Below are 20,989 nucleotides of genomic sequence, written 5' to 3' on the forward strand. Positions count from 1 at the left end.
AATCACAACTACTAGTGCGGGAATAAGGTCAGAGGCGATGAGATCGATAAGAATGTGTGAAATCAAGCACACAAGCGAAGGGGGCGAATTATGCCAACTTGTTGCAAATAATGCAACACCCAGAATTGAAAATATTGAAATTACATTTGCTTGCTGCTAGGCGGGCGGCAGCTATAAAAACTGCAGGATTTCAAGTCCTTGCAGTATGGGGAACTTTGCCCAACAGGTTGGCTTTCATGAAAAAGCCCCGAATCAATCGGGGCTCATCTGGTGGTTTAATTCATTACTGTCCGTAGGTTTCTTTATATTCGCGGCCGTAATAGCTGTCGAGCAAGACCTGCTTCAACTCGCTGATCAGTGGGAAGCGCGGGTTGGCACCGGTACACTGATCATCGAACGCCTCTTCGGCAATCCGATCCACTTTGGCCAGGAAGTCAGCTTCATTAACGCCTGCGTCTTTGATTGACATCGGGATATTGAGCTCGCCTTTGAGTGAATCAACCCAGGCAATCAATGCCGCCACTTTCTGATCGTCGTTTTTGCCTGGCAAGCCGAGATGTTCGGCAATGTCGGCGTAACGGCATTTCGCTTGCGGACGGTCGTACTGACTAAATGCGGTTTGCTTGGTCGGGATGTCCACTGCGTTGTAACGGATCACATTGCTGATCAGCAGGGCATTGGCCAGACCGTGCGCCAGATGGAACTCGGCACCGATTTTGTGCGCCATTGAATGACATACGCCAAGGAAGGCATTGGCAAATGCGATGCCGGCAATGGTTGCTGCATTGTGAACGCCTTCGCGCGCTTTTGGATCATTTGCGCCATTTGCATATGAAGACGGCAGATATTGCTTGAGCAGTTTCAATGCTTGCAATGCTTGTGGATCGCTGTATTCATTCGCCAGCACTGAAACATAAGCTTCCAGAGCATGTGTTACTGCATCGATCCCGCCAAAGGCTGTCAGCGATTTCGGCATGTTCATGACCAGATTCGAATCAACAATCGCCATATTGGGCGTCAATTCGTAATCGGCGATAGGATATTTCATGCCGGTTTTTTCATCGGTCACCACCGCAAATGGCGTTACTTCAGAACCAGTACCTGACGTTGTTGGGATGGCGATTAATTCAGCTTTAATGCCCATTTTCGGGAATTTATAGATACGTTTACGAATATCCATAAAGCGCAAAGCCAGATCTTCAAAGGCGACTTCCGGGTGCTCGTACATCACCCACATGATTTTCGCCGCATCCATTGGCGAGCCGCCGCCAAGTGCGATGATCACATCGGGCTTGAAGCTATTGAGCATCGCCACCCCTTTACGCACCACGGCCAGTGTTGGATCCGCTTCAACTTCGTAGAAAACTTCAACTTCAAGGCCGTTCTGTTTCAGAATATGGATAGTTTCATCGACATAACCGTTGTTGAACAAGTAACGGTCAGTCACGATGGCTGCGCGTTTTTTGCTTGATAGTTCTTCCAGTGCCACTGACAGGCTGCCGCGGCGGAAATAAATGCTTTTCGGTAGTTTATGCCACAACATGTTTTCGGCTCGCTTGGCGACAGTTTTCTTGTTGATCAAGTGTTTCGGTCCGACGTTCTCGGAAATCGAGTTGCCACCCCAAGAACCACAGCCCAAAGTCAGTGACGGTGCGAGTTTGAAGTTATACAAGTCACCAATACCGCCTTGCGATGATGGCGTATTAATCAAAATCCGCGCGGTTTTCATTTTGTCGCCAAAGTAGGCAATGCGCTCGCCTTGCAAATCCTGGTCGGTGTAGAGCGATGAAGTGTGGCCAATCCCGCCCAGTGCGACCAAAGCCTCTGCTTTATGTACGGCATCGAAGAAGTCTTTAGCGCGGTACATGGCCAGGGTAGGGGAGAGCTTTTCATGGGCGAAAGCTTCTTCTTCACCCACCGATGCCACTTCACCAATTAGCACTTTGGTGTATGGCGGCACTTTAATTCCCGCCATATCGGCGATTTTCAGCGCAGATTGGCCGACGATATTGGCGTTCAAGCCGCCATCAACCAGAATCACCTTACGAACCGCTTCAGTTTCTTTCTTGCTCAGAATGTAGCCACCGTTGCTGTTAAAACGCTCTTTGACCTGATCGTAAATACTGTCAACGATAATGACCGATTGTTCGGAAGCACACACAACGCCATTGTCGAACGTTTTTGACATCAGAATCGATGCAACTGCACGTTTGATATCCGCAGTTTCGTCGATTACAACGGGGGTATTGCCCGCACCGACACCAATGGCGGGCTTTCCAGAGCTATACGCTGCGCGAACCATGCCTGGGCCACCAGTGGCCAAGATCAGATTCAGGTCAGGGTGTTTCATCAAATGATTCGACAATTCAACTGTAGGTTCATCGATCCAGCCGATAATGTCGCGTGGTGCCCCAGCCGAAACGGCGGCTTCCAAGACCAGACGAGCTGCTTCGCAAGTCGATTTGCGCGCACGTGGATGTGGGCTAAAGATAATGCCGTTGCGAGTTTTCAGGGCGATCAGTGCTTTGAAAATGGCTGTTGAAGTTGGATTTGTTGTGGGGACGATACCGCAGATAATCCCGATCGGCTCTGCAATGGTCATCGTGCCAAACGCGTCATCCACCGACAAAATGCCGCAAGTTTTTTCATTTTTGTAGGCGTTGTAGATGTATTCGGAAGCAAAGTGATTTTTGATGACTTTATCTTCCACGATACCCATACCGGTTTCAGCGACCGCCATTTTAGACAAAGGCAAACGCGCATCCGCAGCCGCAAGAGCCGCTACACGGAAAATCTCATCAACTTGCTGCTGAGAAAACGTTGAAAACAGCTGCTGTGCTTTTTTGACACGAGCCACCAGTGCGTCGAGTTCTTGAACATTAGTAACGGTCATTGTGCTGCTCCTGACTTCCAAATAAATTGGTGATGAATGGGTATCTTATCGGTCAAATCTGGCACGCTTTGCTTAGCGGGTTTTGTTTAAATATCATCTTGATAATCAACAAATTGCTATAGGCACAGCGCTAGATGTGCTTTTTTTCGATGAAAGTATCTTATCGGCAGTATGCGAAATGAAAATTGATCTTGCTCAGGTTTTTGTTAGCTTCTTGCCGTTAATTCGCATAATGTGCATTATGTTAAGTAATGCAAGAAAACGAAGAAGAAAATATTTTCAACCTACATATAAAAACCCACACAAAGCCGGCTTTACCGTCAGACATGGCCTGATGCTCTGGTAGTGCTTTGGCGACTAGCCGCAATACAGTGCTGGCGCGCTGGGCGGACTGCCGCCAAAACCGCAAACCACCCTCGCTTTGCTCTATTACCTAGTTATGCTCAATTAGACATTGAGCTTTTGATGCTCAGGCACTTGTGGTATTCATTTGAAACGCTAGCGTAGGCGTCCCTTATTGATTGGTTTGAATTATGACGCTGTGCAACTCTAATAGACTCTCGTTGCTCTTCAAGATGATCGCAATTCGCAGCTCTTCGATCGACTTTTTGCGAACCCATTGAAACAACATTTTCAGGCTGTGAATCTGCTTGTTGCTGGGCTTCATGCTTGTAGCGATGTGTGAGCGCATCGGATACAGCAACATCGGCAGAACTTAGCATTTTGTCGGTTTTAAAGCCTTTTGAGGCGCATGTTTCAGTCTGATAAACCGCCCTGCCATTGCCATCAATACACTTACGCGGCTGGCCGTTTGCGTAATCAGAGCGGTCAACCGATGTTTGTTGCTTAGGCCGAGCTTGTTCGGCGTATTGGATTTGCTGAGGCTCGTTTTCTGCTGGCGTGTTAGCGGTGTTCTGGCTGTCCAGCGCTTGCTCATATTGTTCTTGAGAAACTTCGACGCCATTGATGCGGTAAATCTGGCGGTTTGCTTCGGCTTCGAGTGCGGCTTGTTCTGCTAGATATTTGGGATCAATCCGAGTCATGGTGATCGTGGTACCGTCAATCGTCATTGTGTAATGAGGCAAATGATCGTTGGTATACGCATAAATGAGTAAGGCTGAAGTGATGCAGCACGCTATCAGTAGAAATGGGATTTTGCGCGCTGGCTGGCGGTGGGTGTGGTACGGGTTCTCAAGGTCGAAATTATCCATGTGAAATAGTGTCATCAGTTTGGTTTAAGCAAACTAAGGGCTTTCAGATGGTATGTCAATGGTGCTTGGCAGGTGCGAGTTACAGCGTCTCAGTCACGGTCTGAGCTAATCCATCGATTTTTGGTACTGGTCCGACGCTGGGCAGGCTGCATATGGCAAAAAACGGTTTGATGTTTGTGTATTCAACCTTGGCAACGCAATCCGAAATATAAGTGACCTTGTATCCGGCCTTAATCAACCCATCGCTGCTGATTTGCAGATGCAAAGAATTCAGCTGAATTTGGGTCATTAACGCGTTGCAGGTTTAATCAGCATTTCATTGCCATTGATCTGAATGTCAAAATGCTGCAGCACATTCATTCCCAGTAGCGCAGTGCCACCGAGCTCAGGGACGACGATTGCCCCGACCTGATTCAGCTGAGTTCCGCCCAGGGTCATTTCATCAATGGTCGTCAGGTAAGCATTGGCCATGCCATTAGCCGTTTGCGTATTTACTGACTGGCCGCGTGGTAGCTTCAGTTGGCGTGCCAGTGATTCTTCGAGCGTTACACTACTCGCTCCGGTATCAATCAGAAAAACGACAGCTTGGCCATTCAGGCTGCCATTAATCCGAAAATGTCCGTCGCGCGAGCGTTTAAGTCGCAACTGCTCGGTGGCGTTGACGGTGATTTGCATGGCTTTGGTGCGCTGGGGTTGCAATACCAGCGTATTAAATGACCAGTAAATCACGGCCATGACCAGTAACCAGAGAATAACAATCGAGCTTGTGGAACGCAAAATACCTCCCCATTGTATTGCTCTGAAAATAATGTATTACTTGGGTTTTGTGGCAATACCTATGAGATTGATTCTAGCTGCTCGGTGATCTCCAGCCAGTCCATTTCCAGCGTTTCAAGCTGGGTTTTGATGTCGCTGTCCTGCTTGAGTGCCAGCTGCAATTCATCTTTGCGCTCGTTGGTATACAGCGTTTCATCGGCCAGTTTTTCGGCCAAGACTGCGTGTTGCTCGTGCAATTTGGCCATGTCTTTTTCGATTTTTTCGAGTTTTTTGCTTAAAGGTTTACGCTGCTCGGCGAGCTTTTGCCGTTCCTGCGCTTCCTGGCGCTTTTGCTCCTTGCGATTGATTGCATCGCCCGAGGCATTGAGTGTCGTCGTGGTTTGAGTATTGTTGCGTTGTTCCTGACTGTAACGCGTGTAATCATCCAGATCACCGTCAAACGGCCGCACCGTGCCATTTTCGATCAGCCAGAAATCATCAACCGTCGCACGCAGCAAGTGCCTATCGTGCGAAACAACAATCAGCGCGCCTTCAAAATCCTGCAAAGCCATCGTCAGCGCTTCGCGCATTTCGATATCCAGGTGATTGGTCGGCTCGTCGAGCAGCAGCAAATTCGGTTTTTGCCAGATCAGCAGAGCCAGCGCCAACCGCGCTTTTTCACCACCGGAAAAAGGCGCAACCGGGCAAGTCGCCATATCGCCGTGAAAATTGAAGCCACCGAGGAAGTTGCGGTGTTCCTGCTCGCGTGTTTGCGGATCGAGCTTTTGCATATGCCACAGTGCGGATTCTTCAAGTCGCAGGTATTCGAGCTGATGCTGGGCAAAGTACCCTACTTTCAAGCCCTTCCCTTCGGTACGAACGCCCTGCAACAAAGGCTGCTCGCCAGCGAGCGAGCGGATAAAAGTCGATTTACCCGCGCCATTGACGCCGAGTAGGCCGAGCCGCGCCTTGTTTTCCAGACTTAATTCCAGGTTGCGCAGGATGGGTTTGTCAGCCGAATATCCCGCTTCGGCGTGCTCCAGCCTTACCAGCGGGCTTGGGCTGGAATCGGGTTCGCGGAAAGCAAAGCTGAACGGCGAATCGACGTGCGCGGCGGCGATGCGCTCCATTTTCTCCAGCGCTTTGACCCGGCTCTGCGCCTGCTTGGCCTTGCTCGCCTTGGCCTTGAAACGCGTGATAAAGCTTTCCAGATGCGCGATCTGGCGTTGCTGCTTGTCAAACGCTTGCGATTGCAGCGACAGTTTTTCGGCGCGCTGGTTTTCAAAATCGGCGTAATTGCCGGTGTACAGTGCCAATCCGGCGTTGTCGATATGTAGAATCTGCCCGACGGTCGAATCAAGAAAATCGCGGTCATGCGAAATGATCAGCAGCATGCCGCGATACGATTTAAGCCAGTTTTCCAGCCAGACAACAGTTTCCAGATCCAAGTGATTGGTCGGCTCGTCGAGCAGCAAGAGGTCGGAGCGGCACATCAGCGCTTGCGCGAGATTGAGCCGCATCCGCCAGCCGCCGGAAAAGCTGGCAACCGGTCGCGAAATTTCCTCGATGCTGAACCCGAGCCCGGCGAGCAATTTGCCGGCGCGCGATGGCGCCGAATAACCATCAATCGCTTCAAGCTGGGCGAGCAATTCAGCGTGCTGCAGACCATCTCCGGCGACAGCGGCCAGCTCGGCCTCGATGCGAAGCAATTCGGCGTCGCCGTCGAGCACATAATCAAGCGCGGAGCATGGTAGTGCCGGTGTTTCCTGTGCCACATGCGCAATGGCCGCACGCGGCGGCATTTCCAGCGCGCCTTCGTCGGCGTGGATTTCATCGCGCAACAGCGCAAAAAAGCTCGATTTGCCAGCGCCATTGGCGCCAACAACACCCGTTTTTGAACCGGGATTGAGCGTCAGCTCGACACGGTCGAGCAACACTTTGACGCCGCGTCGCAGCGTGAGGGATTTTAGTCTGATCATTGGGCGATTTTAACAGAAGCTGGCGATGCAGCCGTTTTGATGGCGGAATAAAGCGGCAAGTAATATGAAGCTATGGGTATTGCCATACGAAACTTATTCAGTATGGCTTTCAAGTAAATACCATGCAGGGTATTGATCAAAGAAAAGCCGAGAATAGCAGTAATGGCACGATGGCAAAGACTGCAGCGATCAGATCGTCAAGCATGACGCCCAGCCCGCCTTTGACCTGCTGGTCAAACCAGCGGATTGGCCAGGGTTTCACGATATCGAAGAAACGAAACAGCACAAAAGCCAGCAGCCAGCCTAGCGGTGTGGCTGGCGCAAAACACAGCACCATCAGCATTGCAACGATTTCGTCAAAAACGATCCCGCCATAATCGCTGACGCCCAGTGTGCGCCCAGTGACTTCGCAGACCCAGATTCCCAGCGCAAACAGCGGAATGCAGAAGGAAAAAATGACCGGGTTGGGCAGCATGATTTGCAGCAGCGCAAAAATCGGCAGCGCAACCAGCGTTCCCCAGGTGCCTGGCGCTTTTTTGGCCAGTCCGGCGCCAAAGCCAAAAGCCAGCATATGAGCCGGATTTTGGCGCAGAAAAGCCCAGTCGGGGGCGATTTTGAGCGAAGTGGATTGTTTCGTGGCTGCTGACATGGACACTTTTTGACCAAGGTTTTGGGGTTGAAGGGATTTATGTTCTGAAATGATCAAAACCGCCCAAGGTTAATGCCAGTGCCTGATTTTGGGTATCGAGAAACTGGATTGAGGGCTGGGTCGTGGCAACAATCTGCCCGATGCGGCTGATGGCCATCCCCTGCTCTGCTGCAATTTTTTGCAACTTATTGCGCGCCGATACGGGTGCGGTAAAACACAGCTCGTAATCGTCGCCGCCAGCCAATTTGGCCTCTAAGGCGAGCTCTGCAGGTAAATGAATCAGTTGCTCGGCTGGCGGCACCTGATCGACAAAAACCACTGCACCGCAGTGGGATCGATTGCAAATATGCCGCAAATCACCGGCCAGACCATCGGAAATATCGAGCGCAGCATGAGCCAGATGCGCAATCGCCTGACCAAAAGCCACGCGGGGCTGGGGCAGATCGAGTCGCAAATCGCATTGTTTAAACACATCTTGCGGCAATGTGACTCGCCCGCTGCGATGCATGACCGCTGCTGCAGCGCCACCCAATGGGCCGGACACCCAGATATCGTCATCCGTTTTTGCACCGCTGCGCAGCATGGCCTGACCACGTGGCACTTCACCGGCGATCTGGATTGCAATCGTCAAGGGGCCGCGCGTGGTGTCGCCACCAACAAGTTCGACCTGATGTTCATTGGCCAAGGCGAATATCCCGCGGCTAAATGCCGCGAGCCATTCTTCATTGACTTCGGGTAATGCAATCGACAGTGTAAACCAGCTTGGTTTGGCACCCATCGCCGCCAGATCGGACAGATTGACCGCCAGACATTTATGTCCCAGTCGTTCCGGATCCGCGTCTGGAAAAAAATGCCGCCCGGCGACGAGCATATCGGTCGATACCGCCAACTGATTCCCAGCACTGATGCTCAGCAAAGCGGCATCGTCGCCGATACCCAAATCAGCTCTGGGGGTCGGACGAGTGAAATACTGCCTGATCAGGTCAAACTCGTTCATTCGTGGCAATCAGCCTTGGCGTTTGGCACGAATCGCGGCAAATTCTTCGCCACGCACCAGCTCGGCTAACTTGTCGAGCACGCCATTGACAAAGCGATGACCGTCCGAGCCGCCGTAGGTTTTGGTCAGCTCGATCGCTTCGTTGATAATCACCGGATACGGTGTTTCCGGCATTGAGATGATTTCAAAAGCGCCGGTATACAGCACTGCCAGCTCTACGGTGCTGACTTCTTCCAGCGGACGGTCAACGTGCGGCTCAAGCGCTTTGGTCAAGCTGGCAGCATCCTTGATCACGCCAAACAGAATCGCGCGGTACAGGTTGGCATCAGCTTTGGTGAAATACGTGCTGCTGCCGCGTAAATACTGGTCGATGTTATGAACGGTATCTTGACTCATCAGATATTGATAAACGCCCTGCACGGCAAATTCGCGCGCACGACGGCGAGCGGATTTCATCGGTGGTTTTTTAGCTGCTGGAGGTTTTTGTTCTTCGGTCATGCTTGTAATGCCTTTACTAAATTGGCGGTTTCTACCGCAACACGCGCGGCTTCGCGCGCTTTTTCGACGACCCGTACTTCGGCCTGTTCATCGTTTTCAGTGGTCAAAATGCAATTGGCAATCGGCAAACCCGAATCGAGTGTCACGCGTGTGACGCCAGCGCCTGATTCATTGGCAACCAATTCAAAATGGTAAGTTTCGCCACGGATAATCGCACCCAGTGCAATCAGCGCATCAAAGCGCTCGCTGACTGCCATCGTTTGCAACACCACTGGAATTTCGAGTGCGCCAGCAACGCTGCTGAGCAAAATGTCTTGTGGTGCTACGCCTAACTTGATTAGCTCATCTAGGCAGTTATCACGTAAGCCTTCGCAAACCGGCGTGTTAAAACGGCTCATGACGACGCCGATCCGCAAGCCCTGACCTGCCAGATTGGGTTTAATCTGCGCGATGCCTTCGATACTCATGGGTTTTTATCCTTATATTGATTCGATTATTCGGGTTGCACAAAGCCGGTGATTTCCAGCCCAAAACCCATCATGCTTGGAATTTTTCTTTCGGGTGACATCAGTCGCATCCGCCCTACGCCCAGATCTTTCAGCATTTGTGCGCCGATACCATAGGTTCGCATATCCCACTTTGCTGGCTTATCCAGTTTCAATTCGGGCAGTGCGCGCGACAGCAGGTCGCTACCATCTTCGGTACGATGCAGCAGAATCACGACACCTTTGCCGCTGGTTTCTATCGCAGTCAGCGCCGATTCGATACTCCACGAGTGCCGTCGCGCATCCAGATCGAGCCAGTCCATGATGGAGGCCGGCTCATGAACCCTCACCAGCGTGTCGTCGTCGGGGTTGATTTCGCCCTTGATCAAGGCCAGATGCGTTGCCGAGGTCAGTTTGTCGCGATAAACCGCCAGCTCGAACTGGCCAGCAAAAGTGCGTACCGGGCGGCGGCCGACGCATTCGATCAGCGTTTCGGTGCGGCTGCGATAATTGATCAAATCGGCAATCGTGCCGATTTTCAGTTGGTGTTCTTCGGCAAAAACTAACAGCTCTGGCAGGCGCGCCATTGTGCCGTCGTCGTTCATGATTTCGCAAATGACCGATGCCGGCGTTAAGCCTGCCATCATCGCCAGATCACAACCGGCTTCGGTGTGACCTGCGCGCACCAGTACGCCGCCGGGCTGCGCCATGACCGGGAAAATATGCCCTGGCGACACAATATCGCTGGCTTTGGCGTCAAAAGCGACTGCTTTGCGGATGGTGAGCGCGCGGTCGTGCGCCGAAATGCCGGTGCTGACGCCTTCGGCCGCTTCGATTGACGCGGTGAAATTGGTGCCAAATGACGAGCCATTGCTCGAGACCATCGTCGACAGATTCAGTGTTTTGCAGCGCTCTGGTGTCAGTGTCAGACAAATCAGCCCTCGGCCAAATTTGGCCATAAAGTTGATCGCTTCAGGCGTCACAAAATCGGCAGCCAGAACCAGATCGCCTTCGTTTTCGCGGTCTTCCTCGTCAACTAGCACGACCATACGGCCTGCTTTGAGTTCGGCAACGATTTCATGTACGGGGGAAATCTGGCTCATGATGGGGTCACTCCTGTTTGGACGTTGCCCGATGAAACCATGCGCTCAACGTAGCGCGCAATCAGGTCTATCTCCAGATTGACGCTTGCGCCGGCGGCCAATTGGCCCAGTGTGGTCACCGTCAGTGTGTGCGGAATCAGATTGATTGAAAACACACAACCCTCCGCCGTGTCGCGCACGGTATTGGTCGTCAGCGAAACACCATTCACGACCACCGAGCCTTTGGCGGCCAGGTATTTGGCTAGGTTTTTGGGCGCGCAAATGACCAGCTCACGGTTTTCGCCAACCGGCTCGAAACTGATCACTTTACCCACGCCGTCAACATGACCGGACACCATATGGCCACCGAGCATATCGCCCAGACGCAGGGCTTTTTCCAGATTAACCTTGCTACCCGCCTCGCTCAAACCCACGGTGCAGCGCAGAGATTCGTCGGAGACATCAATCTTGTAGTGGCAAGGGGGTATAAGCTCGATCACCGTCATGCATGCACCATTGTGGGCAATACTATCCCCCAGTACCACATTGAACAGATCAAGATCCGTCGCGTTCACGGTCAGCTGAACGCCACCGTCGAATGCTTTGACGTCTTCAATCTGACCCACGGCCTGAATAATGCCTGTAAACATATTTAGCCTTTTTTTCCGTCAAACAATTTCGGATTTGCTGCTTTTACTCGTGCGGACGATTTCAGCTCATTGCAATGATTGCAAAAATAACTGATCGCACCGCAGGCTTTCAATACCTCAATCTCTTTGCCGCAATCGGGGCAAAGCGGTTTGTTTTCGTTTATTTCCGTTGTCATTTGTTTCTCCTGAACGAGCTTAAACCGCTTCGGCAAAGGCCAGATTCGGATCGGTCAATCGCAAGGTAATCCGTTGGTCATTGCCGATCATCCGGCGATCAAACAAAGTTGGGCGTAGCTGAGCGTTCAAATCGGCAATCGTAAAATCGGCCAACGCCTGACCGCGACCAATCAGGCTCATTGACTGATACAAAACGATTTCATCGATTAATCCGGCCTGCAAAAATGCACCGACCAGCTTGCCACCTGCTTCGATTGTGACTTCATTAAAGCCCTGCTCAGCCAGATAGGCGACGACAGCATGCAGGTCGAGCTGGCCATTGCTGGCCGCCAGTTGTCTGCTGGTAACGTGTTCTGCTGAAAACTGCTGTGGCTGCAATGAGGCTGCGTCGGCCAGACTGAGCAAGTGCGTTTTGCCGCCCGAAGGCGCCAGAATTTTGGCGTTTAGCGGCGTTCTTCCCCGGCTGTCGAGCACAACGCGTTGCGGCTGGCGAGTGACTGGGAAATCACGCACATTCAGTTGGGGATCGTCGACCAGTATGGTGCCGATGCCGGTCAGCATCGCACACGATCTGGCTCGCAACTTTTGCACGTCGGCACGCGCTGCCGCACCGGTAATCCATTGCGATTGACCATTCTCAAGCGCGATACGACCGTCCAGACTGGCGGCCAGCTTGACGCGTAACCATGGACGCTGGCGGATCATCCGGCTTAGAAAACCTTTATGATGTTCGCGCGCCTGCGCGGCGAGCAGCCCGTGGGACACTTCGACGCCATGCGCGGCCAGTCGTGCCAGACCCTGCCCCGCCACCAGCGGATTGGGGTCGCGCAAGGCGGCGATGACGCGGCTGATACCGGCGCCGATCAATGTATTGGCACAAGGCGGCGTACGGCCAAAATGACTGCATGGTTCCAGCGTGACATAGGCCGTCGCGCCACGTGCGACATGATCCGATTCGCCACGTGCGGCGCGGCTAGAATGGGCTTTGGCCATTTTCAGCGCCATGATTTCGGCATGCGCACCACCGGCAGCCTGACTATGGCCGATGCCGATAATCTGCCCGTCGCGTACCAGTACGCAACCCACGCTGGGGTTGGGCGTGGTGATCGCCGCGCCTTGCGCTGCTTGTTGCAGCGCTTTGGCCATCATGCTGTGATCAAAGGCAGTAAACGTCATGCGATTTACTCCTTGCTCACTTCACGAATCACGTCGCGGAAATCTTCAACGTCCTGAAATGAGCGATAAACCGAAGCAAAACGGATATAGGCCACCTTATCAAGCTTGGCGAGTTCGGCAATCACCATCTCGCCAATCTGGCGCGACATGATTTCGCGTTCACCCACGGTGAGGACTTTCTGAATAATGCGGGAAATGGCTTCGTCGACCAGCGGTGTCGGGACGGGACGTTTATGCAGGGCACGTAAAAAGCTAGTGCGGACTTTTTCCCGGTCAAACTCGGCGCGCTGGCCATTTTGTTTGACCACCTGAGGCATGCGAACCTCAGCGGTTTCAAAAGTCGTAAAGCGTTTGTCGCAAATCGTGCAGCGGCGACGGCGACGGACAACATCACCTTCATCAGATACGCGCGAGTCAACGACTTGCGTATCGGGAGAACCACAAAATGGGCACTTCATTAACGAACCCCGCAAAGAACAAAAGATCGATCGGTATTAAATAGAGGCGCTTTTGCGCATGCACAAGCGAATTTTTAATACTCTAGCCAGGTATTGATCTGCAGAACTTGCTGCACATCAACTCCAGAGATATACATCTTGAAAAAATACAAGGGTGGAGCAAGATGCCCCACCCTTTTGACCTGATTACGCGACTTAAGCGCCGTAAACTGGGAATTGTGCAGTCAAAGCTTTTACTTTGGCTGCAACTGCTGCGATATTCGCTTCGTCTTCTGGATTGTCCAGTACATCAGCAATCAGGTTCGCCACTTGAATCGCTTCAGCTTCTTTAAAGCCGCGTGTCGTGATCGCTGGTGCGCCGATACGAATGCCCGAAGTTACAAACGGGCTTTCCGGATCGTTCGGGATCGCGTTTTTGTTCACAGTGATGTGTGCTTTACCAAGGAATGCATCCGCCGCCTTACCAGTCAGACCTTTAGGACGCAGGTCAACCAAGAAAACGTGCGACTCGGTGCGACCCGAAATAATGCGCAGACCGCGAGCTGCCAAGGCAGAAGCCATTGCTTGCGCGTTCAGCAGTACCTGTTTCTGGTAAGCCTTGAATTCTTCAGTTGCCGCTTCCTTGAACGCTACTGCTTTACCGGCGATCACGTGCATCAGCGGACCGCCTTGCAGCGTCGGGAATACGTTTGAATTCAGTGATTTTTCAAATTCGGCTTTAGCCAAGATGATACCGCCGCGTGGGCCACGCAATGTTTTGTGCGTCGTTGAAGTCACGAAATGCGCGTGCGGCACTGGATTTGGATAAACGCCAGCAGCGATCAGACCGGCGTAGTGCGCCATGTCGACCATAAAGTAAGCACCGACTTTGTCGGCGATTTCACGCATGCGGGCCCAGTCAAAACGCAGGGCGTAGGCCGAAGCGCCGCCGATCAGCAGTTTTGGCTTGGTTTCCATTGCGACGCGTTCCATATCGTCGTAATCGATTTCTTCGTTTTCGTTCAGACCGTAAGCAACGATGTTGAACAATTTGCCCGACAGGTTAGCTGGTGAGCCGTGAGTCAGGTGACCGCCGTGACCCAAGTTCATGCCCATCACGGTATCGCCCGGCTTCAGGATCGAGAAGTAAACAGCCTGATTGGCTTGCGAGCCAGAATGCGGCTGTACGTTGGCATATTCAGCGCCAAACAACGCCTTTACGCGATCAATCGCCAGTTGTTCGATCACATCAACGTGCTCGCAACCGCCGTAAAAACGTTTGCCAGGGTAGCCTTCAGCGTATTTGTTCGTGAGTTGAGAGCCTTGGGCTTCCATCACGGCTGGGCTGGTGTAGTTTTCAGACGCGATCAATTCGATGTGTTCGTGTTGACGAACAACTTCAGCAGCGATTGCTGCGGCGAGATCTGGATCGTATGAGGCGATAGTTTGGGACTTCGAGAACATGAGCGTGATGCATCCGTAGCCATTGAAAGATGCGAGATTCTAACACGACTTTGGCGTAAATCGGGATGCATGACAATCACTTCATCATGCAAGGCTTTCATGAGGGGTGTTGCAAAAACGGGATGTAAGGGTAAAAAGCTGCAGCGAGCCAAATTTCTGACTGCTGCATCGGGGCAAGTATTTGCGGCTTGCCCCAGTACACCAGCAGAATTACAAACCTTTTACGGCGTACACCGCCAGCGTATTGCGCCAGTAGCCTTGGTAATCCATGCCGCAACCGAACAGGAAGCGGTCTTCAACTTCCATACCGACAAAATCAGCTTTGATTCCGGCTGCTTTGCGGTCGTGTTTTTTGTCGATCAGCACAGCGACATGCACAGCGCTGGCGCCCTGCTGTTTGCAGTAATCAACGATTGCAGCAAGGGTATGGCCTTCGTCCAGAATGTCGTCGACAATCACCACGGTGCGCCCGCGCAAATCTTCACGCGGTTTGACCTTCCAGTCCAACTCGCCCCCCGAAGTTTCATGACGGTAGCGCGTAGCATGAAGATAAGCCATCTCGAGCGGAAACTTCAATCGCGGTAGCAGGTGCCCGGCCACAATCAGACCACCATTGAGCACGGTATACACGACCGGATTGGTGTGTGCTAAAGCCTTACACATTGCTTCGCCCATTTGATCGAGTGCTGCTAACACGTCGGATTCGGGGTGCAGGCAATCGGCGTTATCCAAAATCGTGCGTGCTTCAGGCAGTTGCATGGTCATATGAGACATCCTCGGACTCGGCTTAATGGCCGGTAAAATCACAAACAGTAAATAATTCGATGCCTTGCTGGCGAACCAGATTTGAGCCGCCCAGCTCTGGCAGATCGACAATTGCGGCCGCCTCGACCACATTGGCACCAATCCGTTTGAGCAAATTGGCTGCGGCAATCATCGTGCCGCCAGTGGCGACCAGATCGTCGATCAGCAAGACCCGATCACCCGCCTTGCAGGCATCGGCGTGCAGCTCGACCGTCGCCGAGCCATATTCAAGCTCGTACTCTTCGGCAATCGTATCAAAAGGCAGCTTGCCTTTTTTACGCACCGGAACAAAACCCAGATTCAGCTCGTAAGCGACCACGGCTCCCAGAATAAAACCTCGTGCGTCAACGCCAGCGATTACATCCAGTTTCTGGTCCATATAGCGGTGAACGAAAATATCGACCAGTACGCGGAAGGTTTTTGGATCCTGCAAGAGCGGCGTGATATCACGAAACATCACGCCCTGCTGCGGCCAGTCGGGTACGGTACGAATCCGCGAGCGGATGTATTCGGCGTAAGGAGGGTCGGCCAAGTGGCTCATGAGTGTTCTCGCCTAGAATCAGTGGAAAAAGGCAAATTTAACAATCCACAAACTTGCAATGACCAGTACTGCCGGGCTCAGATCTTTAAAGCGCCCGGCCAGCAGTTTGATCACAGCATAGCTGATAAAACCGAACGCAATACCGTCGGCAATCGAGAAAGTAAAAGGCATTGCCAATGCGGTCATGACGGCAGGCGCAGATTCGGTCAGGTCATTCCATTCGATTTCAGCCAGACCGCGCGTCATTAATACGGCGACATAGCATAAGGCCGGCGCAGTGGCATAAGCCGGAACCGTCGCTGCCAGCGGCGAGAACCACAAAGCCAGCAAAAACAGCACAGCAACAACTAGCGAAGTCAGACCGGTGCGACCGCCGACAGCAGTACCTGCTGCGGACTCGATATACGCCGTTGTTGATGAAGTGCCCATTGCAGCACCCGCAGTAATCGCAACCGAATCGGCCAGCAAGGCTTTTTTCAGTCGTGGCAGCTTGCCATCTTTATCAAGTAAACCGGCGCGGTGCGATACACCGATCAAAGTGCCTGTCGTATCGAACAAGTCAACGAAGAAAAACACGAAAACCACGCCAAGCAAGCCAACATTGAGTGCGCCGGCGAGGTCCATTTGCATCAGCGTTGGTGCCATTGATGGCGGCATTGCGAATACGCCCTTGAACTCGGACAAGCCCATTGCAATTGACGCTGCGGTTACCGCTAAAATCGAGATAATGATTGAGCCATGAATTTTGCGGTATTCGAGGGCAATGATCAGGAAAAAGCCAAAAATCGCGAGCAAGGTGGTCGGTGAATGGATATCGCCCAAAGTGACCAGCGTCGCAGGCGAGGCGACAACAACGCCAGCATTTTTCAGTGCAATAATCGCCAGAAACATGCCAACACCCGCCGAGATTGCCAGTTTTAGCGAATGCGGAATCGCATTGACGATTGCTTCCCGTACTTTAAACAGCGAAACAATCAGAAAAACGATCCCGGAAATAAAAACCGCACCGAGCGCGATTTGCCACGAAACGCCCATTCCCTTGACGACAGTAAAAGTGAAGTACGCGTTCAAGCCCATACCTGGCGCCAGTGCAATCGGGTAGTTGGCGACCAGCGCCATAATACCGGTACCCAAAGCTGCGGCCAGACAGGTGGCGACAAAGACGGCATTAAAGTCCATTCCGGTTAACGCCAGAATCGACGGATTGACAAAAACGATATAGGCCATCGTCAGAAAGGTCGTGACGCCGGCAATGACCTCGGTTTTAACGTCTGTGCCATGCTCTTTGAGCTTGAAAAACGCGTCCAGCATGATTTTTCCTTAGAAAATTAAAAATGCCTGAATATACAAAAGCGAGGCTTTGTGTCTTTTATAAGCAAAACACACAAAGCACTCGCACTTAATAAGCCATGCCCAGCAAGGCCAGCACACCAATGGCGGCAAAAATCGCTGCGGCAACGAAACGCACAAGCCGTAACAGATGCATTCGGCTTGAAATCCACTCGCCCAGATAAACCGCAGGTACATTGGCCATCATCATGCCCAGGGTTGTTCCCAGTACCACCTGCCATAAAGGCGTGTATTTTAGAGCAAGCGCAACTGTGGCAATTTGCGTTTTGTCACCCATTTCGGCCAAAAAGAAGGCAATACATGTAGCGACAAAAGCACTATAGGGTTTTACAGTGGTTTCATCCTCATCCATTTCATCGGGAATGAGTGCCCACGCAGCAATCGCCAAAAAGCCAAGGCCGACCACCCAGCGCAACAGATCAGGCGAAATCAATCCGGCCACCTGCTGACCGATCCAGCCAGCCGCAAAGTGATTCAATACCGTAGCAACAAAAATGCCCGCAACAATCGGTAGCGGGCGACGAAAACGGGCGGCGAGAATCAGTGACAGCAACTGGGTTTTATCACCCATTTCGGCCACAGCAACGACACCGGTAGAAATCAGAAAAGCATCAAACATCAACAGCTCCAGGGTGGGCAAGCGACACGAGGCCAGCCGTACAGCCCACCCGTGAGCATACGACTAACCTCGGGTCTCATCAGGCATGATTGCCGTTTACGCCATGAACCCATCAACGATGGTTTCAAGTCTGTTGACGCAAACCCGGCTCAGAACGCTCAAGCGGTCAGACCGGCGATTACTCCCCCGAAGGAAGTCGGCATTCTAAGCAGTTCACCCAATACTTACAAGTTAGGGATTATCTTGATTTGTGCTGCAAATGTGCCAAGGCCTGCTGCAAAACGCCCTCGCAGCCATCTTCAATCAAATCAAGCACATGCTCAAAACCATCCGAGCCGCCGTAATACGGATCAGGTACTTCACGCTCTTGATCAGTTCGGGCATAGCTCAAAAACAACTGCACCTTATGTTGCTGCTCTGGTGGGCAATGTCGTCGCAAATGGTTCAAATGGCTTTGATCCATCGCCAGAATCAGATCGAATTCGACAAAATCGCTGCGCCTGACTTCGCGAGCGCGCAAATACGACAAATCATAACCGCGCTTTCTAGCGTGCTCTTGCGAGCGCCGATCAGGTGCTTCGCCGACGTGATAATCGGCAATCCCTGCCGAATCAACGAGAATGCAATGCGCCAGTCCCTGCTGTTCGACCAGATGCCGCAACACGCCATCGGCAGTCGGGCTGCGACAAATATTGCCGGTACAGACCATTAAAACCGAAAACTGCTTAGTCATTCAAATACCCCTATGTAGTATTGCCAGCTAAAAAATATCTGAATTGATCTGCGCCGATATACCCTGTGGGCGAAATTTTGCCGAAAAAGAAAAAGCCCTGAAAAATCAGGGCTTTAGTGTCTATTCGTGGCGGAGAGAGGGGGATTCGAACCCCCGATAGGCTATTAACCTATACACGCTTTCCAGGCGTGCGACTTAAACCACTCATCCATCTCTCCGCGAAGGAGGTCGAATGATACGCAGCCAGCGCTGGTTTTACAAGGCTTTTGCCTGCGTTTCTGCCAGATAACCGGGCTCAATACATAAAGCGTGAACCCATTTCTGCCAGATTCAACTCAGCCAGAATCTGCTCCATCCGCTCTTTGGCCTGTTTGCGCGGTGCGTTCGGGCTCAGACTGGCGATGATCAGCTCGTTTTTCATCGAATGTTCCCAGCCGACCAGCTCGGTGACGGTGACCTGATAGCCTTTTGATTGCAGCAGCAGGCAGCGCAGTACATTGGTGATCTGGCTACCAAATTCACGCGTGTGAATCGGGTGGCGCCACAACTCGGCGAGCGGCGTTTTGGCGAGTGACTGGCTTTTATGTTTACGCAAAACGCTGGCGACTTCGGCCTGGCAACAAGGCACCAGCACCATATGTTTGGCGTTTTTTTCCAGCCCGAAGCGGATTGCGTCGTCGGTCGCGGTGTCGCAGGCGTGCAAGGCGGTGACGATGTCGATCTCGGCTGGCATTTCTTTGGCTGCCGCTGCGTCTTCAACCAGCATATCGAGGAAGGTCATCCGTTCAAAACCGCATTGTTTGGCAAGCTCGCGCGATTTTTGGACGAGTTCGGCGCGAAACTCGGTGCCATAAATGTGCCCGACAGGTTTCGATTTGAAAAACAGATCGTAAATAATAAAGCCCAGATACGATTTGCCTGCGCCATGGTCGACCAGCGTGACATGCTCGTGCTGTGTCAGCACGTCATTGAGCAGTGGCTCAATAAAGTTGAACAGGTGATAAACCTGCTTGAGCTTACGACGGCTATCCTGATTAAGTTTGCCGTCGCGCGTCAGGATGTGCAGTGCCTTGAGCAGCTCGACCGACTGGCCTTCGCGGATTTCCGGGATTGGATTCATGATTGGACTCGTTACTTTGGGGTATCTTTCCATAGACAAGATCAGGCAAGCAATCTGGATTGATACCCGTTTGGGTATGAATGATAAACTGGCTGCAGTGCAGGAAAATATCTGATGATTGCCTTGCATTTTACCGCAATGTGTCCGGATCGTTGGGGGTTTCAAGGGCAAAATGATCGTTAAGGGATACCCGATGAAACGCCCAATTCATACGCACACGGGTAGAATTGGCGCTATTTTGATTCATTCGACATGCCATGCCTTCACACCGCTATTACATCGGTTTAATGACCGGAACCAGCCTGGATGGCATTGACGCCGTGCTGGTCGACTTCGGTGGCGCGATGCCACGGCTGATTGCCACGCAGAGTGCGCCACTGCCAGATGAATTACGCGCGCAGTTGTTGCTGCTGCAAGCGCCGTCAAACAATGAAATCCATCTGGCGCAGCTGGCGGCCAATGCACATAGTCTGGCTTGTGCTGCAGTTTGCCACTTATTACTGCAAAAAGCCGGCATTGCAGCCGACGATGTGTTGGCGATTGGCAATCATGGGCAAACAATACGTCACCGGCCAGAGCTGGGGTATACCTTGCAAATCGGCAACCATGCTTTGCTGGCGGAACATACCGGCATCAGTATTGTTGGCGATTTTCGCAGTCGCGATGTCGCTGCCGGTGGTCAGGGCGCGCCACTGGTTCCCGCTTTTCATCAGGCACTGTTTGCGGCACCGGAACGCAATCGCGTCGTGCTCAATATTGGCGGGATCGCCAATTTGAGCTGGCTGGGGTCTGATGGCGCGGTGAGCGGATTTGATAGCGGCCCCGGCAATGTCTTGCTCGATTTATGGATTAACCGGCAGCAAGGTTTGCCCTACGATTGCAACGGCGACTGGGCGCGCAGTGGGCAGATTCATACGCGCTTGCTGGAATGCTTGCTAGCAGAGCCCTACCTCGCTCTGCCCGCGCCCAAATCCACGGGGCGCGATTTATTTCACGCAAACTGGCTCGATGCCCATTTGCAGCAAGTGGGTGAACTCGTAAAACCCGAAGATGTGCAGACGACGCTACTGGAATTGACCGCCCAGACGATCAGCGATGCCATTCTTGGTTTGGGGCGACCCGACGAGGTCTTTGTTTGCGGTGGTGGTGCTTATAACGGCTTTTTGCTAGAACGACTCGCGCATCACCTGCCCTGCCCGGTTCAGACCACGGCGGCTTTGGGCGTTGATCCGAACTGGGTTGAAGCCTATGCCTTTGCCTGGCTGGCCATGCGCTGCATGACGCAGCAAAGCGGCAACTTACCAGCGGTCACCGGCGCACGCGGTTTGCGGATGCTCGGCGCCATTTACCCTCGCTAAGCTTTCCAAT

The 20,989-nt window shown here is 52.4% G+C and carries 22 protein-coding genes and 1 tRNA gene; 1 reads left to right on the plus strand and 22 read right to left on the minus strand.

Going from position 1 to position 20,989, the window contains the following annotated elements; translation table 11 throughout:
* Positions 1-283 precede the first annotated feature (283 nt).
* The 22 genes from adhE to ACG2XO_RS12450 form a co-directional block, all read right to left on the minus strand.
* Positions 284-2,893, minus strand: coding sequence for a bifunctional acetaldehyde-CoA/alcohol dehydrogenase (gene adhE, locus ACG2XO_RS12345; RefSeq protein ID WP_410498291.1), 2,610 nt, complete (start codon positions 2,891-2,893; stop codon positions 284-286).
* A 443-nt stretch (positions 2,894-3,336) separates the two neighbouring features.
* On the minus strand, positions 3,337-4,104 hold the full coding sequence (locus ACG2XO_RS12350; protein WP_410498292.1) for a hypothetical protein: 768 nt from the start codon (positions 4,102-4,104) through the stop codon (positions 3,337-3,339).
* Between the two features lie 79 nt (positions 4,105-4,183).
* Positions 4,184-4,393, minus strand: a complete 210-nt coding sequence (locus tag ACG2XO_RS12355) for a hypothetical protein (protein ID WP_410498293.1) — start codon at positions 4,391-4,393, stop codon at positions 4,184-4,186.
* Positions 4,393-4,881, minus strand: coding sequence for a TIGR02281 family clan AA aspartic protease (locus ACG2XO_RS12360; RefSeq protein WP_410498294.1), 489 nt, complete (start codon positions 4,879-4,881; stop codon positions 4,393-4,395). Before ACG2XO_RS12360 ends, ACG2XO_RS12355 begins: the two co-directional genes overlap by 1 nt.
* Positions 4,882-4,940: 59 nt before the next feature.
* Complete coding sequence (locus ACG2XO_RS12365; RefSeq protein WP_410498295.1) at positions 4,941-6,839, minus strand: ATP-binding cassette domain-containing protein; 1,899 nt, start codon at positions 6,837-6,839, stop codon at positions 4,941-4,943.
* A 136-nt stretch (positions 6,840-6,975) separates the two neighbouring features.
* A complete protein-coding gene (locus ACG2XO_RS12370; RefSeq protein WP_410498296.1) occupies positions 6,976-7,488 on the minus strand; it encodes a phosphatidylglycerophosphatase A in 513 nt (170 codons plus the stop codon).
* A 37-nt stretch (positions 7,489-7,525) separates the two neighbouring features.
* On the minus strand, positions 7,526-8,485 hold the full coding sequence (gene thiL / locus ACG2XO_RS12375; protein WP_410498297.1) for a thiamine-phosphate kinase: 960 nt from the start codon (positions 8,483-8,485) through the stop codon (positions 7,526-7,528).
* A gap of 9 nt (positions 8,486-8,494) precedes the next feature.
* A complete protein-coding gene (gene nusB / locus ACG2XO_RS12380; protein WP_410500259.1) occupies positions 8,495-8,941 on the minus strand; it encodes a transcription antitermination factor NusB in 447 nt (148 codons plus the stop codon).
* A gap of 38 nt (positions 8,942-8,979) precedes the next feature.
* The gene (gene ribH / locus ACG2XO_RS12385; protein WP_410498298.1) at positions 8,980-9,450 is read right to left on the minus strand and encodes a 6,7-dimethyl-8-ribityllumazine synthase; all 471 of its coding nucleotides are present in this window, start codon (positions 9,448-9,450) and stop codon (positions 8,980-8,982) included.
* A gap of 26 nt (positions 9,451-9,476) precedes the next feature.
* Positions 9,477-10,571 carry a bifunctional 3,4-dihydroxy-2-butanone-4-phosphate synthase/GTP cyclohydrolase II gene (gene ribBA / locus ACG2XO_RS12390; protein ID WP_410498299.1) on the minus strand — a complete coding sequence of 365 codons (1,095 nt, stop codon included), beginning with the start codon at positions 10,569-10,571 and terminating at the stop codon, positions 9,477-9,479.
* Complete coding sequence (locus ACG2XO_RS12395; protein WP_410498300.1) at positions 10,568-11,200, minus strand: riboflavin synthase; 633 nt, start codon at positions 11,198-11,200, stop codon at positions 10,568-10,570. Before ACG2XO_RS12395 ends, ribBA begins: the two co-directional genes overlap by 4 nt.
* A gap of 2 nt (positions 11,201-11,202) precedes the next feature.
* Positions 11,203-11,376: a zinc ribbon domain-containing protein gene (locus tag ACG2XO_RS12400; protein ID WP_410498301.1), complete on the minus strand. Its 174-nt coding sequence runs from the start codon at positions 11,374-11,376 to the stop codon at positions 11,203-11,205.
* 19 nt (positions 11,377-11,395) lie between these two features.
* Positions 11,396-12,553 (minus strand): bifunctional diaminohydroxyphosphoribosylaminopyrimidine deaminase/5-amino-6-(5-phosphoribosylamino)uracil reductase RibD, encoded by a 1,158-nt coding sequence (gene ribD / locus ACG2XO_RS12405; protein WP_410498302.1) that lies wholly within the window; start codon positions 12,551-12,553, stop codon positions 11,396-11,398.
* 5 nt (positions 12,554-12,558) lie between these two features.
* Positions 12,559-13,011: a transcriptional regulator NrdR gene (gene nrdR / locus ACG2XO_RS12410; protein WP_410498303.1), complete on the minus strand. Its 453-nt coding sequence runs from the start codon at positions 13,009-13,011 to the stop codon at positions 12,559-12,561.
* A 195-nt stretch (positions 13,012-13,206) separates the two neighbouring features.
* On the minus strand, positions 13,207-14,454 hold the full coding sequence (gene glyA, locus ACG2XO_RS12415; protein ID WP_410498304.1) for a serine hydroxymethyltransferase: 1,248 nt from the start codon (positions 14,452-14,454) through the stop codon (positions 13,207-13,209).
* 210 nt (positions 14,455-14,664) lie between these two features.
* Positions 14,665-15,219, minus strand: coding sequence for a hypoxanthine-guanine phosphoribosyltransferase (locus ACG2XO_RS12420; RefSeq protein WP_410498305.1), 555 nt, complete (start codon positions 15,217-15,219; stop codon positions 14,665-14,667).
* Positions 15,220-15,241: 22 nt separating this feature from the next.
* Entirely contained in the window at positions 15,242-15,799 is a 558-nt protein-coding gene (locus ACG2XO_RS12425; RefSeq protein WP_410498306.1) for an adenine phosphoribosyltransferase, read from the minus strand.
* Positions 15,800-15,817: 18 nt separating this feature from the next.
* Positions 15,818-17,110, minus strand: a complete 1,293-nt coding sequence (locus ACG2XO_RS12430) for an NCS2 family permease (protein ID WP_410498307.1) — start codon at positions 17,108-17,110, stop codon at positions 15,818-15,820.
* A gap of 88 nt (positions 17,111-17,198) precedes the next feature.
* On the minus strand, positions 17,199-17,768 hold the full coding sequence (locus ACG2XO_RS12435; RefSeq protein ID WP_410498308.1) for a TMEM165/GDT1 family protein: 570 nt from the start codon (positions 17,766-17,768) through the stop codon (positions 17,199-17,201).
* Positions 17,769-18,006: 238 nt separating this feature from the next.
* On the minus strand, positions 18,007-18,501 hold the full coding sequence (locus tag ACG2XO_RS12440) for a low molecular weight protein-tyrosine-phosphatase (protein WP_410498309.1): 495 nt from the start codon (positions 18,499-18,501) through the stop codon (positions 18,007-18,009).
* A 127-nt stretch (positions 18,502-18,628) separates the two neighbouring features.
* A tRNA-Ser gene (locus tag ACG2XO_RS12445) sits at positions 18,629-18,719 on the minus strand.
* A gap of 77 nt (positions 18,720-18,796) precedes the next feature.
* Positions 18,797-19,621 (minus strand): class I SAM-dependent methyltransferase, encoded by an 825-nt coding sequence (locus ACG2XO_RS12450; protein ID WP_410498310.1) that lies wholly within the window; start codon positions 19,619-19,621, stop codon positions 18,797-18,799.
* Positions 19,622-19,878: 257 nt separating this feature from the next.
* Here ACG2XO_RS12450 and ACG2XO_RS12455 point away from each other — a divergent pair, with 257 nt between their 5' ends.
* Positions 19,879-20,979 carry an anhydro-N-acetylmuramic acid kinase gene (locus ACG2XO_RS12455; protein ID WP_410498311.1) on the plus strand — a complete coding sequence of 367 codons (1,101 nt, stop codon included), beginning with the start codon at positions 19,879-19,881 and terminating at the stop codon, positions 20,977-20,979.
* Positions 20,980-20,989 lie beyond the last annotated feature (10 nt).

This window comes from Chitinibacter sp. S2-10 (assembly GCF_046530675.1).
Classification (GTDB): domain Bacteria; phylum Pseudomonadota; class Gammaproteobacteria; order Burkholderiales; family Chitinibacteraceae; genus Chitinibacter.